Annotated in this window: 15 protein-coding genes; 14 read left to right on the top strand and 1 reads right to left on the bottom strand. The window is 34.6% G+C overall.

All coding sequences use genetic code 11. The annotated features are described in order from the left end of the window. The first annotated feature begins 185 nt into the window (after nt 1–185). The 14 genes from purF (at nt 186) to HSACCH_RS08035 (ending at nt 14,262) form a co-directional block, all read left to right on the top strand. Nucleotides 186–1,661 (top strand): amidophosphoribosyltransferase, encoded by a 1,476-nt coding sequence (gene purF / locus HSACCH_RS07980; protein ID WP_005489069.1) that lies wholly within the window; start codon nt 186–188, stop codon nt 1,659–1,661. A 2-nt stretch (nt 1,662–1,663) separates the two neighbouring features. Next, a complete protein-coding gene (gene purM / locus HSACCH_RS07985) occupies nt 1,664–2,698 on the top strand; it encodes a phosphoribosylformylglycinamidine cyclo-ligase (RefSeq protein WP_005489070.1) in 1,035 nt (344 codons plus the stop codon). Between the two features lie 13 nt (nt 2,699–2,711). Beyond that, entirely contained in the window at nt 2,712–3,326 is a 615-nt protein-coding gene (gene purN / locus HSACCH_RS07990; RefSeq protein WP_005489071.1) for a phosphoribosylglycinamide formyltransferase, read from the top strand. Between the two features lie 2 nt (nt 3,327–3,328). Next, nucleotides 3,329–4,903 (top strand): bifunctional phosphoribosylaminoimidazolecarboxamide formyltransferase/IMP cyclohydrolase, encoded by a 1,575-nt coding sequence (gene purH, locus HSACCH_RS07995; RefSeq protein ID WP_005489072.1) that lies wholly within the window; start codon nt 3,329–3,331, stop codon nt 4,901–4,903. 321 nt (nt 4,904–5,224) lie between these two features. Beyond that, nucleotides 5,225–6,421, top strand: a complete 1,197-nt coding sequence (locus HSACCH_RS08000) for an EAL and HDOD domain-containing protein (protein WP_005489073.1) — start codon at nt 5,225–5,227, stop codon at nt 6,419–6,421. Between the two features lie 449 nt (nt 6,422–6,870). Beyond that, nucleotides 6,871–7,890, top strand: coding sequence for a Fe(3+) ABC transporter substrate-binding protein (locus tag HSACCH_RS08005; RefSeq protein WP_005489074.1), 1,020 nt, complete (start codon nt 6,871–6,873; stop codon nt 7,888–7,890). 73 nt (nt 7,891–7,963) lie between these two features. After that, nucleotides 7,964–9,601 carry an ABC transporter permease gene (locus tag HSACCH_RS08010; RefSeq protein WP_005489075.1) on the top strand — a complete coding sequence of 546 codons (1,638 nt, stop codon included), beginning with the start codon at nt 7,964–7,966 and terminating at the stop codon, nt 9,599–9,601. Beyond that, the gene (locus HSACCH_RS08015) at nt 9,601–10,236 is read left to right on the top strand and encodes an ABC transporter ATP-binding protein (RefSeq protein ID WP_005489076.1); all 636 of its coding nucleotides are present in this window, start codon (nt 9,601–9,603) and stop codon (nt 10,234–10,236) included. Before HSACCH_RS08010 ends, HSACCH_RS08015 begins: the two co-directional genes overlap by 1 nt. Nucleotides 10,237–10,498: 262 nt before the next feature. Then, on the top strand, nt 10,499–11,182 hold the full coding sequence (locus HSACCH_RS08020; protein WP_235044006.1) for a metal-dependent transcriptional regulator: 684 nt from the start codon (nt 10,499–10,501) through the stop codon (nt 11,180–11,182). A gap of 5 nt (nt 11,183–11,187) precedes the next feature. Beyond that, nucleotides 11,188–11,418, top strand: coding sequence for a FeoA family protein (locus HSACCH_RS08025; RefSeq protein ID WP_005489080.1), 231 nt, complete (start codon nt 11,188–11,190; stop codon nt 11,416–11,418). Next, entirely contained in the window at nt 11,418–13,466 is a 2,049-nt protein-coding gene (feoB, locus tag HSACCH_RS08030; RefSeq protein ID WP_005489081.1) for a ferrous iron transport protein B, read from the top strand. The genes HSACCH_RS08025 and feoB overlap by 1 nt, the downstream gene beginning before the upstream one ends. A 95-nt stretch (nt 13,467–13,561) precedes the next feature. Then, entirely contained in the window at nt 13,562–13,735 is a 174-nt protein-coding gene (locus tag HSACCH_RS14025; RefSeq protein WP_005489082.1) for a hypothetical protein, read from the top strand. Nucleotides 13,736–13,760: 25 nt separating this feature from the next. Further along, the gene (locus HSACCH_RS13935; protein WP_005489083.1) at nt 13,761–13,913 is read left to right on the top strand and encodes a hypothetical protein; all 153 of its coding nucleotides are present in this window, start codon (nt 13,761–13,763) and stop codon (nt 13,911–13,913) included. Between the two features lie 55 nt (nt 13,914–13,968). After that, on the top strand, nt 13,969–14,262 hold the full coding sequence (locus HSACCH_RS08035; RefSeq protein ID WP_005489084.1) for a DUF2325 domain-containing protein: 294 nt from the start codon (nt 13,969–13,971) through the stop codon (nt 14,260–14,262). A gap of 114 nt (nt 14,263–14,376) precedes the next feature. Here the strand turns inward: HSACCH_RS08035 and HSACCH_RS08040 are convergent, their stop codons facing one another. After that, entirely contained in the window at nt 14,377–15,813 is a 1,437-nt protein-coding gene (locus HSACCH_RS08040) for a carbon starvation CstA family protein (protein ID WP_005489086.1), read from the bottom strand. Nucleotides 15,814–15,879 lie beyond the last annotated feature (66 nt).

Raw genomic sequence — 15,879 nt, forward strand, 5'->3', positions numbered from 1 at the left:
TCTATTTTATTAAAACAGATCTCATTTAATAATATTTCTACCTGATTAGCTTATTCCAGCCTGAATAGAAGCTTATTTCCAGTCTGGCGGTAGTTGGATTAGGGATGACAGTAATTTTTAGCGGAGGTTAGATTAGGAAAAAATTTAATTTTAAATTATGGTTTATCATTAAGGGAGGAAAATTGATGAGAGAAAGTTGTAATTTCTCTAAGCAAAAAAATAAAGTTAAGCAGATTTCAGCTGATTTAAAGTTAACTCAGTCTGAGCTGAATGAAGATAAAATGAGTGAAGAATGTGGAGTTTTTGGTATTTTTAATGCTGATGGTGATAGCAGTGCAGCAGAATTAACATATCTTGGGTTAATTGCCCTGCAGCATAGAGGCCAGGAAAGTGCAGGCATTTGTGCCAATCATCAAGGGGATTTTAATCTCCATAAGAGTATGGGCCTGGTAGAAAGTGCCTTTGAAAAAGAAGATATTAGGAATTTAAAAGGTGAGATGGCTATTGGTCATGTCCGTTATTCAACTAGCGGTTCCAGTAAGCTGGCCAATGCTCAGCCAATTTTAATTAACAGTATGAAAGGTGATTTAGCCTTAGCTCATAATGGTAATCTGGCTAATGGAGCAGAACTCAGAAACAATTTAGAGAGTAATGGTTCAATTTTTCATTCTACTTTAGATACCGAAGTAATTGCTCATCTGGTGGCCCGCTCTTTTGAAGATGATATTGTTGAAGCTTTAATTCAGAGCCTGCATCAGCTTAAAGGTGGTTTTTCACTGGTGGCAATGACCAAAGATCAGTTGGTTGCAATTCGTGATCCGCGTGGATTTCGACCACTTTCAATTGGAAAACTGGACAATAGCTATATCGTTGCTTCAGAAAGCTGTGCCTTTGATATCATTGGGGCTGAATTTGTGCGTGATGTGGCCCCGGGTGAGGTTGTAGTAATTGATGAAGATGGAATAAAAAGCAGACGCTATACCGGTGAAAATGGAACCAGCCTCTGTGTGTTTGAATATATCTACTTTGCCCGTCCTGACAGCAACATAGCAGGTCAAAACGTTTTACTAGCCCGTAAAGAAATGGGTAAACAGCTGGCCCGAGAGATGGATATTGAGGCAGATATTGTAGTGCCGGTACCGGATTCAGGAATTGCAGCAGCTTTAGGATTTGCTGAAGAATCGGGAATTCCCTATGCTCAGGGAATTTTAAGGAACCGTTACATGGGTCGTACCTTTATTCAGCCGACTCAGGAGATTAGGGATTTAAAAGTTAGGCTTAAATTATCTCCAATTAAAGAAATTATAAAGGATAAAAAAGTTATTTTAATAGATGATTCAATTGTTAGAGGAACAACAAGCAAACAAATTATTGGTAGAATCAAAGAAGCCGGAGCCAAAGAAGTTCATATGGCGATTTCCTCACCACCTGTTGAACATCCATGTTATTTTGGACTTGATACTTCACGGAGACAGGAACTAATTGCCAGCCGTAGTACAGTAGAAGAAATTAGTGAGAGCATTGGCGCAGATAGTCTTCATTATCTATCTCAGGCAGGGATGCTTAAATCAATTAAAACTGATGTTGAATTGGGCTTTTGTACTGCCTGTTTTGATGGAGATTATCCGATAGACAGCCGTTATTTAAGTGAGGAGGATTAATAGTGGGTTTAGATTACAAAAAGGCTGGTGTTGATATCGATGCTGGCAATCAAGCAGTTGAATTAATAAAAAAAGATGTACAGTCGACCTTTGGGCCGGAAGTAATGACTGGACTGGGAGGCTTTGGTGGACTTTTTAAACCTGATTTAAGCAAATACAAAAATCCTGTTTTAGTATCAGGAACAGATGGAGTTGGCACAAAACTTAAACTGGCCTTTAAACTTGATCTTCACAATACAATTGGGATAGATTTAGTAGCAATGTCAGTTAATGATATTTTAGCACAGGGGGCAGAACCCTTATTTTTTCTAGACTATCTGGCAACAGGCAAACTGGAGCCGGAAAAGACTGCTGAGATTGTAAAAGGTATTGCAGCTGGCTGTAAGGAAGCCGGAGCGGCCTTAATCGGTGGAGAAACTGCCGAGATGGCAGGTTTTTATCAGCCGGGAGAATATGATCTGGCAGGTTTTGCAGTTGGGATTGTAGACCAAGATCAGATTATCACAGGTGAAAATATTAAAGCAGGTGATTTAGTGATTGGTCTTAAATCAGAGGGTCTGCACAGCAATGGTTTTACTCTAGCCCGAGCAGCACTTTTTGATAAAGCCGGTTTTGACTATACTGCAGAAATCGAGGATCTGGAAAAGAATCTGGGAGAAGAATTACTCAGACCAACTAAAATTTATGTTAAAACTGTAATGGCTCTGCTGGAGAAATTCAAGCTAAAAGGAATTGCTCATATCACAGGTGGAGGCTTAATCGAAAATCTGCCCAGAATTCTGCCGGATGGCTTAAAAGCTGAAATAAAAAAAGACAGCTGGCAGCCGCAAAATATTTTTGAGCTGATTCAGGAAGCTGGAGAAATTGCAAAAGAGGAAATGTACAGAACCTTTAATATGGGGATTGGAATGTGTTTAGTTATAAATAAAGATGATAAAACTCAAATACTTAAAGAACTTGAGTTAATGGGGGAAAAAGCCTGTCTGATTGGCAAAATAAAAGCAGGAGCTGGGGACACATCTCTCGAAATAAAATAAAGAAGGTGTAAAAATGCTAAAAATAGCTGTTTTCGCCTCAGGTCGAGGCTCGAATTTTCAATCAATTATTGATCACATAAAAAGTGGTGAGATATCAGCAGAAGTTAAACTTTTAATTAGTGATCGTCAGCAAGCTGGCGCTTTAAAGCGAGCAGAGCATGAAAATGTAGAGCATGTATTTATTGATCCTGCTCATTTTGAAACAAAAGCAGATTATGAAAAAGAATTAATTGGACTTTTAAAAAATGCTGGAGTGGAACTTATTGTTCTGGCCGGTTATATGCGGATTTTATCCCCAGTTTTTGTGAAAGAGTTTAAAAATCAGATTATCAATATTCATCCTTCACTCTTACCTGCCTTTAAGGGGCTTGATGCTCAAAAACAGGCTGTTGATTATGGGGTTAAATTCAGCGGCTGTACTGTTCATTTTGTAGATCAGGGTATGGATACTGGCCCAATTATCAAACAGGCAGTGGTGGAAGTTAAAGCTGATGACAGCCCAGATGACCTGGCAGCAAGAATTTTAAAACAAGAACATAAAATTTATCCTGAGGCAGTGAAATTGATTGCAGAAGATAAAATTGAAATTGAAGGACGGAAAGTTAAAATTCTAAAGGAGGAAAAATAACTTTGTCTAAAATTAAAAGAGCATTAATCAGTGTTTCAAACAAGGAAGGTATTGTGGAGTTTGCAAAAGCTTTAAAAGAATTTGGAGTAGAAATAATTTCAACTGGTGGTACAGGCCGGATATTAAAAGATAATGACATTGACGTTATTGACATTGATCAGGTAACCAATTTTCCGGAAATGATGGATGGACGAGTAAAGACTCTTCATCCTGCAGTTCACGGTGGCATTTTAGCAGTTAGAGATGATGAGCAGCACTTAAAAGAAATCGCAGCTCAGGATATTGAGCCAATTGACCTTGTTGTCTGTAATTTATATCCTTTTGCTGAAACAATTGCTAAAGATGATGTGACATTAGAAGAAGCAATAGAAAATATTGATATCGGTGGTCCAACAATGATTCGCTCAGCTGCCAAAAATAGCAACGATGTTGCAGTAGTAGTTGATCCAGCTGATTATGATAATCTTTTAGCTGAAATGAAAGTGGGTGATGGCGGTTTAACTAAAACTCAAAAGTTGAAACTTGCTTATAAAGCCTTCCATCACACTGCTGAATATGATCAGAGAATCCAGAATTATCTAGGCGAAATTGTGTTGGCTGATGAAAAAAAAGAACTGCCTGAAACAATGCTTGCTCGTTATGATAAAAGAGAAGATCTCCGCTATGGAGAAAATCCTCATCAAAAAGCAGCTTTCTACTTAGAAGATGAGCAGAATGAACCATCAATTTCTACTGCTGAACAGCTGCATGGTAAGGGAATGTCTTACAATAATATTAATGATACAGATGGAGCTTTAGAGTTAGTTAAAGAATTTGAAGCTAAGCCAACAGCAGCAGTAATCAAACATGCTAATCCCTGTGGAATGGCAACAGCTGATAGTTTAAAACAGGCTTTTATTAATGCACATGCAGGTGACCCATTATCTGCCTTTGGTTCAATTGTAGCTGCTAATAGAACAATTGATGCAGCAACAGCCAGAGAAATTGCCGATCAGGATAAATTTATAGAAGTTGTAATTGCACCTGATTATGAGCCAGAAGCTTTAGAAATTTTAAAAGAGCGTTCTGATAAGATGCGTATTTTAAAAACAGGGGAACTTTCCATTAATAAAAATAAGCCGGGTTACAGTATGAAAAAGGTAACAGGTGGGCTTTTAGTTCAGGATAGAGATTTAGCTCAAACGACTGCAGAAGAATTGGAAGTAGTAACTGAAAAAGAGCCAACTAAAGAGCAGATTAAAGATTTACTATTTTCCTGGAAAGTAGTAAAACATGTTAAATCAAATGCGATTGTAATGGCTAAAGATGAGATGGTAGTTGGAGTTGGTGCAGGTCAGATGAGTAGAGTTGATTCAATGATTATTGCTGGACGTAAAGCTGAAGGACGTCAGGAAGGTGGAGTTGTAGCATCAGATGCATTTTTTCCTTTCCCGGATGCTGTAGAGAAAGCAGCTGAACTAGGGGTTAAAGCAATTATTCAGCCAGGAGGCTCAATTCGTGATGACCAAGTTATAGCAGCCTGCAATAAACTTGGAATTGCAATGGTCTTTACCGGCAAGAGACATTTTAGACATTAAATATCACGACAAGTAAAATTTTTAATAAAAAACTTATTATTATAATTAATTAAGTTTAAAAATAAAATTCAGTCTGACTGGATTGATATAAATTTTCCTAATCAATTCTCCATTCTTTATTAATGGACTCTACTCAGCCATTAATATCAGAATGGAGAATTTTTATTATAAAATAATTTGAGAAAAAATGTATAAAACATTTAAGGAATGACATATTTCATAAAGGAATCTAAGTATTAACAAAGAATATTATCTAATAGGTAGTAAGTTTAAATACTTATTTATGTTAATTTAATCGTCAAAAAAATGGAGATGCTAAAGATGGAAAATATAATGGTGGGTCGACAACCTATATTAGATAAAAAAGAAAATTTATTTGCTTACGAATTGTTGTTTAGATCACCCAAAAATAATGAAATTTTTGATGGCGAGAAGGCTACTGCAGAAGTTATAATGAATAGTTTAGAATCAATTGGTCTCCCTAATTTAACTCAAAACAAGCCAGCTTTTATTAATTTTAATACAAAAATGATTAAAAACAAAATATTTGATATATTATCAAGTGATTCTATTTATATTGAAATACTAGAAACTGTTGAAGTTGATGAAGAAATTTTATCAATTTGTAAAGAATTGAAAAGTCAAGGGTTTAAAATAGTGTTAGATGATTTTGAATTCAAAGAATCACTAATAGAACTTGTTAAAATTGCTGATATTATTAAAATTGATTTTTTGAACACGACTAAAAAAGTTAGAAAAGAAACTCTATATTTAATTAAAAGTAAATATAACAAAGATGTAAAATTTTTGGCTGAAAAAATAGAAAATTATTCACACCTAAAAGAAGCGAAAAAATTTGATTATGATTATTACCAAGGTTTTTATTTTACTAAGCCAGATATCATATCTGGTAGAAAAGTAGAACCTTTTAAACAAAGTTATGTTAATATATTAGAAGAGTTAAATAAAGAATATCCAGATTTTAGACAAATAGAAAATTATATAAAACAAGACTTATCTATGTCTTATAGTCTTTTAAGACTTGTAAATTCAGCTGCGTATGGATATGACATTAACTCAATTAGACAGGGAATAGTGCTTTTAGGGGTGGATAAGTTAAAAAAATGGAGTCTCCTATATTCTTTTAAAAGTTTAAACAGTAAAAAACCAGATATTTTATTAATTACATCGTTAACAAGAGCTTATTTTGCTGAATCACTTAAGCAGCATTTAGATATAGATGAAGATTTATTTATACTTGGAATGTTTTCTCTAATAAATGCATATTTAGATAGAGATTTAAAAGATGTTCTTCCTCTGATATCAATGAAATCAAAGTTTAAAGATGCTTTAATTTCCAAAGAAGGTAAATTAGGCGAGGTTATAAAAATAATTGAGATTTACGAAAAGTCGAATTGGCAAGATTTAAATAAATATTCTTTAGATAAAAAAGCAGTTTCTAATGATTATCTCGAGGCAATAGAAAATGCTGAAGAAATTTTTGAGATTACTTATTAATTAAAGATTATTTAGATTATAAAATAAAAAAACCGCCTCGGGAAAAAGGCGGTTAAAACAAGGAGAAAAGTATCTATTACTTTTATCTATGCTTAAAGCTGTCCTCTGCAACAGCTTTTAAAAAGGGGATAACAAATTTCTATCTCTTTGCTACAATTATAGAATATCAATATATTATTAAAAGAACTTTAAATAAAGATTAGAAAAAGATTAAAAAGATAACAATCTTAAGATTTTTGGATAATAAATTAGTTCATGTAAAGTATAAGATTTAAATTTGATTGCTCTCATTTCATTATCAGTAATGATTACCAATTACTGATATATCAAGCCTTACACCAATATTTTTTTGATTATAATCTTGACAAAACAAATAGGTTTAGTTATAATTAGAATCGTCTGAAGTTGAGAATCATTTTCAAATAAAATAAAATCTAGGAGGAATTTAGATGAAAAAATTAATTATAATTACCATTTTATTTAGTTTAGTTGTTGGTCTGGGGACAGCTGCGCTTGCAGCAGAAGAGGTAAATTTATATACAAATCGTCATTATGATACTGATGAGGAAATTTTGAACCGTTTTACTGAAGAAACAGGGATTGAAGTTAATGTTCTCAAGGGTGATTCTGACCAGTTAATCGAAAGAATTGCCAGAGAAGGGAAAAACTCCCCTGCTGATCTTTTAATCACTGCAGATGCAGGTAGATTACATAGAGCAAAGGAAAGAGATATTTTACAGTCAGTAAGTACCAAAAAGCTTGCTCAAAATGTACCTGACAATTTAAAAGATACATCTAATCATTGGTATGGATTAACAATGAGAGGAAGAGTTATAGTTTATGCCAAAGATCGGGTTGATCCCGCTGAACTGGGTGGATATGCAGATTTAACTTCAGCTAAATGGAAAAATGAAATTTTGGTTAGGTCATCTGCAAATATTTATAATCAGTCTCTCTTAGCTTCTTTAGTTGCAATTTATGGAGAAGATTGGGCTGAAGAATGGGCCGCTGGAGTTGTTGATAATATGGCCAGAAAACCACAGGGTAATGATCGAGCCCAGGCCACAGCAGTAGCAGCTGGTGAAGGTGATCTGGCAATTATGAACACCTATTATTTAGGTAAAATGATTAATTCTGATAACCCAGCTGAGGTTGAGGTAGCTAAAAATGTAGGTATCCACTTTCCAGATGGTGAAAATGGGACCCATATTAATGTAAGTGGAGCTGGTGTTGTTAAGAATGCACCAAACAAAGAGAATGCTGTTAAGCTTTTAGAATATCTGAGTTCAGCTTCAGCACAGGAATTTTTTGCTTCAGCTAATTATGAATATCCAGTTAACCCAAAAGTTGAGGCTTCTGAGCTGCTGCAGTCCTGGGGAGATTTCGAACCACAGAATATTAACTTAACTGAGCTAGGGATTCACAACCAGACAGCAGTTAGAATTTTTAATAGAGTTGGCTGGCAGTAAATTTAAAGTATAAGTTTAATTTTAAGTATGAAATATATAATTAAGATATTTTTTTGATAAGGGTGGTGTGAAAATGCAGCTGTTAAAAAAGTTAAAAAAAGCTTCGCCTGGTTGGTTTCTGCTGACAGCGATAATTATAACCATGTTATTGATTCCAAACCTTAATATTATTGTTAATTTATTTGGAGCAGCAGGTGAAAACTGGGAGCATGTAAGAGATTATTTACTGATTAATTACTTTCAAAACTCTCTAATATTAGTTCTTGCTACCGGTTTACTTGCAGCATTTTTAGGAGCGGGCTTAGCTTGGTTAATAGCTGCTTATGATTTTCCAGGTAGGGATTTCTTGAGCTGGGGGTTAATTTTACCTCTAGCCATTCCACCTTATATTGGCGCCTATGTTTACCAGGGAATGTTTAGCTACACTGGACCTCTACAGACATTTTTGCGCAATAACTTTCAGATTAATTTAAATCAAAAATATTTTGATTTTATGAACTTAAAAGGTGCTATCTTTATCTATACAATTTTTCTTTTTCCTTATGTTTTTTTAATGACTAAAGCCTTTCTGGCAAAACAATCAGCTTCTTTACTGGAAAGTTCAAGGCTTTTAGGCAAAAGAGACAGCACTATCTTTTTTAAAATCATTCTACCTCTTTCTAGAGGAGCAGTAGTTGCCGGCAGCAGTCTGGTGATGATGGAGGTTTTAAATGATTATGGTGTTGTTAAATATTTTGGTATCAGCACTTTTACCACAGCAATTTTCAAAAGCTGGTTTGGAATGGGAGATCTACCAACTTCTGTCAGACTGGCAGTAATGGCGATGCTGGTGATTTTTGTTCTTCTCTTTTTAGAAAAGCTGCTGCGGGGAGGCAGAAAATACAGCTATTCCACTTCAAATATTAGACCTTTAAGCAGAAGAAAACTGGAAGGCAGCAAAAAAATAATGGCTCAATTTTTTACTTATGGGATTTTCTTTTTTGGTTTTTTACTTCCAACTGCTCAGCTTTTATACTGGAGCTTTTTAAGCAGAGGTGGAGAATTGATTGAAACTTTTAATTTTGCCTTTACTTCAATTTTAACTGGTAGTGGTGCAGCAGTTTTAATTCTGATCGGAGCGATTATAATTGCAACAACAGCTCGCATGAGTTCTAATTTTATATCCAATATTTTAGCAAGGATTACAATTCTGGGTTATTCAATTCCCGGTGCTGTAATTGCTGTAGGAATTTTACTTTTTATGTTGAAGCTTGATGAGCTTTTAATTTTTCTTCAGACAGGATTTGGCATAGGAACGAATATTATTTTAAGCAGTACTTTAGTTATGTTGATTTTTGCTTATGCAGTGCGCTTTATGGGGATTGCTTTTAATTCAGTTAACAGTGGTTATGAAAAAATAGGTGAAAGTTATTTTGAAGCTTCGAGAACACTGGGCAAAGGGGTAACCGAAACATTTTTCAAAATTGATTTACCAATGCTGAAACCAGCTTTGATGAGTGGATTCTTACTTGTTTTTATAGAAATAATGAAGGAATTACCGCTGACTATGATTTTAAGACCCTTTAATTTTGACACTCTAGCTACTAAGGCCTTTGAATATGCTTCTGATGAGATGATTTATCGTGCAGCTGATTTATCACTTGTTTTAATTTTCTTTTCAGCAGCAGCTATTTATTTAATTACTCATCGAAGTAAAAGGAGGAAAAAATAATGCAGTTAAAAATTAATGATTTAACTTTTGCTTACAATAAAAAAGAAGAAAAAATAATTGAAAATTTTAACTTAGAGGTTCAAAAAGGAGAAGTTGTAGCTTTGGTGGGTGTCAGTGGTAGTGGGAAAAGTACAGTTCTTCGTCTGACTGCCGGTCTTGAAATACCTGACAGTGGTCAAATTATAATTGCGGGTCAGTCTGTAGCTGATGAGCATAAGTTTATAGCAGCAGAAAAAAGAGAAGTGGGGATGGTTTTTCAGGATTATGCCCTTTTTCCTCATTTGAGCGTAGAAAAAAATATTGCTTTTGGTATTGATCATTTAAGTAAAAGTAAAAGAAAAACTAGAGTCAAGGAGCTTTTAAAGCTTGTAAACTTAGCAGGTTTTGAAAAAAGATACCCTCATCAATTGTCAGGAGGACAGCAGCAGCGAATTGCTCTGGCAAGAACCCTTGCTCCTGGTCCAGAAATTCTACTTTTAGATGAACCCTTTAGTAATCTGGATGCTGAATTGAAGGATAAAATTAGAAAAGAATTAAATGAAATAATTAAAAAAATTGGAATTACAACTATTCTTGTTTCTCACGATAGAGAAGATGCAGAATTTATGAAGGCTAGAGAAATTTTAATGAATTAGTCTTTGCTAGATATAACTATTAAGCCAGCTAAATGGAAAAGAAAAATAACTAGTGAGCAGATTATATTTAATATCCACTTATCAGGAATAATTACTAATTACTGCTATAACAGGCCTGATGGTTAATTTTTTTGCAAAAATATCTTGACAAAAGCAATTAAGTTATATATAATTTTACTTGAAGTTGAGAATCGTTTTCAATTCAATTAGTGCTAATTTATTTTTTTATAATAGTTTTAGGTTAGCCTAAAAAACGGGGGAAATGAAAGTGGAAACAAAAATTAATTTATCAGAATCTATGGAAGATTATTTAGAAGCTATTTTTAATTTAATTAAGAAAAATGGTTCAGCTCGGGTAACAGGTATTGCAAATTATCTTGGGATTGCAGCCTCTTCTGTTAATCAAGGGTTAAAAAAGTTAAATCAACAGGGATTAATTAAGCAGCAAAAATATGGCCCAATTAAATTAACAAGAGATGGTATTCAAGCAGCTGAAAAAATAAACTGCAAACATCAAATTCTTTATCTTTTTCTGCATGAAATAATTGGGGTTAATTCAGAGATTGCTGATAAGGATGCTTGTAGTCTTGAACACGCCTTAAGCCAAGAAAGTTTTGAAAAAATGGTTAAGTACCTCATAGTAAATGATTATTTAGATAAGCAAAATTGTGCTTTTAAATTTATAGATAACAGGGAGGAAGCCAAAATGGATATAAATGAAATTAAATTAAATGAAATAAATATTGGCTCAAAAGCAGACGTTGTAAAAATTATGTCAAAAGGCCGTTTGAAGAGAAAGTTAATGGATATGGGATTAAATAGAGGAGCTAGAGTTGAAGTTAAAGGTAAGGCTCCAATGGGTGATCCAATAGAAGTTAAGGTTAGAGGTTATAGCCTTAGTTTGCGCCGGGATGAAGCAGCAGAAATCCTGGTAAAGGAGGTTTAAATTTGATGCCTTTAGCGATGTTAAGGCCGGGTGAAACAGCCTGCATTAAAGAAATTATTGGTGGAAGAACAGCCAAGGGAAAACTTACTGACCTTGGATTTGTTAATGGCAAGACAGTTAAAGTTCACAGCAGTTCTGGTGGCCCTTTAATTATCGGGCTTGGAGATAATAGAATTGCAATAGGTAGAGGAATGGCTCATAAAGTGTTAGTCGATCAAAAAGGATGTGAAAATTAATGGCTTTAAATAAAAAAGAAAGAAAAAATACAGAGTTAAAAGTTGCTTTAGCCGGAAATCCGAACTCTGGTAAAACAACAATGTTTAATGAACTAACAGGATCCAGACAACATGTTGGAAACTGGCCTGGAGTTACTGTTGAAAAGAAAACAGGTAGTGCATTTTACCAGGATTATTCTTTAGAAGTAATTGACCTTCCGGGTACATATTCTCTTGGAGCATATTCTGAAGATGAGGTAGTTGCCCGTGATTTTTTAACAGCTGGTGATTATGATATAGTTTTAAATATTATAAACTCGGCTAATCTTGATAGAAATCTTTATTTTACAGTTCAACTTTTAGAAATGGGAGTAGATTTAATTGCAGTCTTAAATATGGCAGACGAGGCTGAAAAAAAGGGAATCAAAATTGATAAAAAGAAATTGAGTCAGCTGCTAGGAATATCTGTAGTTGAAACAGTAGCCAGTCGCGGTAAAGGAATAGACAGGCTTTTAGAACAAACTGTTAAAAATAGAGATTTGTCCGAAACAGCCCTAAAAATTGATTATGGTCAAGAAGTAGAAAATTTAATTTCTGAAACAATAAAAATGCTTAAAGAATATGATTTTTCTAAGCAAATTAATCAACGCTGGGCAGCAATTAAATTGATTGAACATGATCCAGAAGCTGTAAAACTTTTAGAAAGAGAAATAGGAGTTTCTAAGGCTAAAAAAATCAAGAGTTTAATTGCTGAGAGAGAACTTAAGGCAGAAGATGATTTTGATAATATTATAATTGATAGAAAATATGAGTTTATAAATAAAGTTATAGCAGAAAGTGTACAGCGTCCTAAAGCAGAAGATGAGCCAGAAAATATTTCTGATAAAATAGATGCAGTAGTAACCAATAAATATTTAGGAATTCCAATTTTCATGGTGGTAATGTGGTCCATTTTTAAATTTACATTTACTATTGGTGATCCACTGATTGGTTATATAGAGGCCTTTTTCGAAGCAGCAGGTGGTTGGATTGGAGGTCTGTTAGTTGGGGCAGGAGTTTCACCATTAATTACTTCTTTTATTACTGATGGTATAATTGGTGGTGTAGGTTCAGTACTAGTTTTCATTCCAAATATTTTCTTATTATTTTTGGCGATTGGTATTTTAGAGGACAGCGGTTACATGTCCAGAGCAGCTTATGTAATGGATAAAGTAATGAGTAAGCTCGGACTGCATGGGAAATCATTTATTCCTATGATTGTTGGCTTTGGTTGTAATGTTCCCGGAGTAATGGCTACTAGGACTTTAGACAGTAAGCGGGATCGCATAATTTCTATTTTAATCAATCCGCTGATGTCCTGTTCGGCTAGATTACCTGTTTATGTGGTTTTTGCTGGTGCTTTATTTTCCAATCATGCGAGCACAGTGGTTTTCTCACTTTATGCCTTAGGTATTATAATGGCAGTAATTATGGCAGGTATTTTCAATAAGCTATTATTTAAAGGTGAGCGTTCTCATTTTGTAATGGAATTACCTCCTTACAGATTTCCAACTTTAAAAGGTGTTTTTATTCATATGTGGGAAAAAGTTGGAGCTTTTATCAAAAAAGCAGGAACAATTATTTTTTCAGTTGTAGTTTTAATCTGGGTTTTAGCTAACTTACCACTTGGAGTAGAATATGCATCTGCAGAAAGTTTGATTGGTCAATTTGGGCAGCTGGTAGCTCCAATTTTTGAACCATTAGGATTTGGCAGCTGGCAGGCAGCATCATCACTTGTTTTTGGTATTTTAGCAAAAGAGGTAGTTGTTGGTACATTAGGAGTTGTTTATGCAGCAGGTGAAGGAGGTCTGAGAACAGCCTTAACAGCAAATTTCAGCCCACTGGCGGCATATTCTTTCTTAACTATGGTTCTGATTTATACTCCATGTATAGCAACACTTGGTGCAATAAAATCTGAAACTCAGAGCTGGAAATGGCCCTTAATTACAGCCTCATACTTATTCGTTTTAGCCTGGATAGTATCCTTTTTAATCTATCAGGGTGGTATGCTGATTGGAATTGGGATTTAAATAATATTAAGCAGGCAGTTTTATTTGATTTATTAAAATTGCCTGCTCTTTAAAACTGGATTTATGTTTTTTAGTTTAAGGAGGTTAAGCCAATTATGGAATATTTATTTTTAGGAATTTTAGGCTTTGGTAGTCTTTACTATATAGGAAAGAAAGTTTATGGTGGAATTAAAGGAACAGACAGTCCTTGTGCCGGTTGTAGTGATCAGAGCTGTCCGATTGCAGGTGGTAAGGAATATAACTTTGATGAAATAGTTATTGATGATTAACTAAAAATAATTGAGGAGGATTATAATGATATTACAGATAAGTGTTTTGATATTAATGATAAGTGTTTTATATGCAGGAACTTCTCTCAGGCATTTTGCTGTCGAGGGATGTCCGGACTGTGATTGTGGTAGTGAAAATTGTTGTGAAGAGCAGGAGAAGGAAGAAAAAAATCAATAGAAAAAAATTTAAAGCCAATTGATAATGGTTTTCAATTAAGCGAGGAGGAGAGAAAATGTCTTTAATGATAGTTGGCGCAGATAGTTTAGGGTCGATAAAAGATAATGTAAAAAGATTAGGTTTCGAAGAAATTACTCATCTTAATGGCCGCAAAAAATCTAAATTTAAAAATTTTGAAATTCCAGCTAAAACCGATTATGTACTAGTAATGACTGATTATATAAATCATGCTGTAATGAGAAAAGTGAAGAGAGCCGCTAAGGATCGAGGAGTCAGTGTTATTTATGCTCGGCGAAGCTGGGCTTCTATTTATAAGAAGCTGCAGAGAAGAGCAGCTTTTATTCAGTAAATATTTTTTTACTTTTAAACTTGAGTATTTTAATCAAAAAACGCAGAACCTGAAGAATAAACTCAGTTTCTGCGTTTATATTATTTCAAATATTTTCTAAGTAAACGGTACCTACTAAACTGCCTCTTTAATCATTATTTCTTCTTCAAAGTGGGTGCTGCTGATCTTTTTAATATAGATTCCCATAGTCACAACTGCTATAATAATTCCGGCTGTAACTGAAAAAGAATAAGGTAATTGGAAGCCTTCAGGTGCATAAAGAATATAAGTCGAAGAAACACCTGTCATAAAGAAGGCTGGAATTGAAGCTATCCAGTGGTTTTTACCTCGTTTGGCAAGCCACATTGCTCCGGCCCATAAAACAACCATTGCTACTGTCTGATTTGACCAGGCAAAATAGCGCCAGAGAGCATCGAAGTTGATCTGAGATAAGGCTCCACCAACAATAAAAATTGGAATAGCAAGCAACAATCTATTCTTTATAGATTTCTGCTCTAAACCAAAGATATCAGATAGAGTTAAACGCACACTTCTAAAAGCTGTATCTCCAGAAGTAATTGGAGCAGCAATTACACCAAGCATGGCTAAAACTCCACCAACAACACCCATCATAGTTCCTGTAATTTCGTGAACAACACCGGCCGGTCCACCAAGAGTTGCCAGCGCTTCGTTTAAGCCTCCAGTTCCCTGGAAGAAGGTCATAGCTGCAGCAGCCCAGATTAAGGCTACAATACCTTCAGCAACCATCGCACCATAGAAAATTTTACGTCCTTCTTTTTCATTTGTAGTACAGCGGGCCATAATCGGTGACTGAGTTGAATGGAAACCACTGATTGCGCCACAGGCTATTGTTACAAATAATAAAGGCCACATTGGTAGTTCGCCAGGATGAAGGTTGTTTAAAGCAATGTTTGGAATATTATAATCACCAAAAATTAAGCCTCCACCAACACCCAGTGCCATAATTAAAAGTGCCAGACCAAAGATTGGATATAGTTTACCTATTATTTTATCAACTGGTAAGAAGGTAGCAATGAAATAATAACCTAGAATAATAACCAGCCAGATATTAACTCCCATAAATCCTGGAGTTAGATTAGCTAAGAGCATTGCAGGACCGGTCATAAATACTGTTCCTACAAGTACCAAAAGCACAATACTAAAGACTCTCATAATCTGTCTGATTGTACCACCAAGATTTTCTCCTATAACTTCTGATATTGAAGCACCACCAGAACGAATAGAAAGCATTCCGGAAAGATAATCGTGAACACCACCAGCAAAAATTGTACCAAATACTATCCAGAGAAAAGCACTTGGCCCCCATAAAGCACCAGCAATTGCCCCAAAAATTGGTCCTAAACCTGCTATGTTCAAAAATTGAATTAAAAATGCCTTTTTCCAATCCATTGCCATGTAGTCTACTCCATCTTCCATTGAAATTGCAGGAGTTTCTCGCTCCGGCTGTGAATCGAAAATTCGGTCTACAATTTTTCCGTAAGTAAAATAACCAATAATTAATACAGCTAAAGAAATAAGAAAAGATGCCATTTAATATAACCCCCTAATAGTTTTTTATTACACTTTAATTATACTCCTATAGGGAATTAAGGAAAG

Origin of the sequence: Halanaerobium saccharolyticum subsp. saccharolyticum DSM 6643, from assembly GCF_000350165.1 — a bacterium.
Classification (GTDB): domain Bacteria; phylum Bacillota; class Halanaerobiia; order Halanaerobiales; family Halanaerobiaceae; genus Halanaerobium; species Halanaerobium saccharolyticum.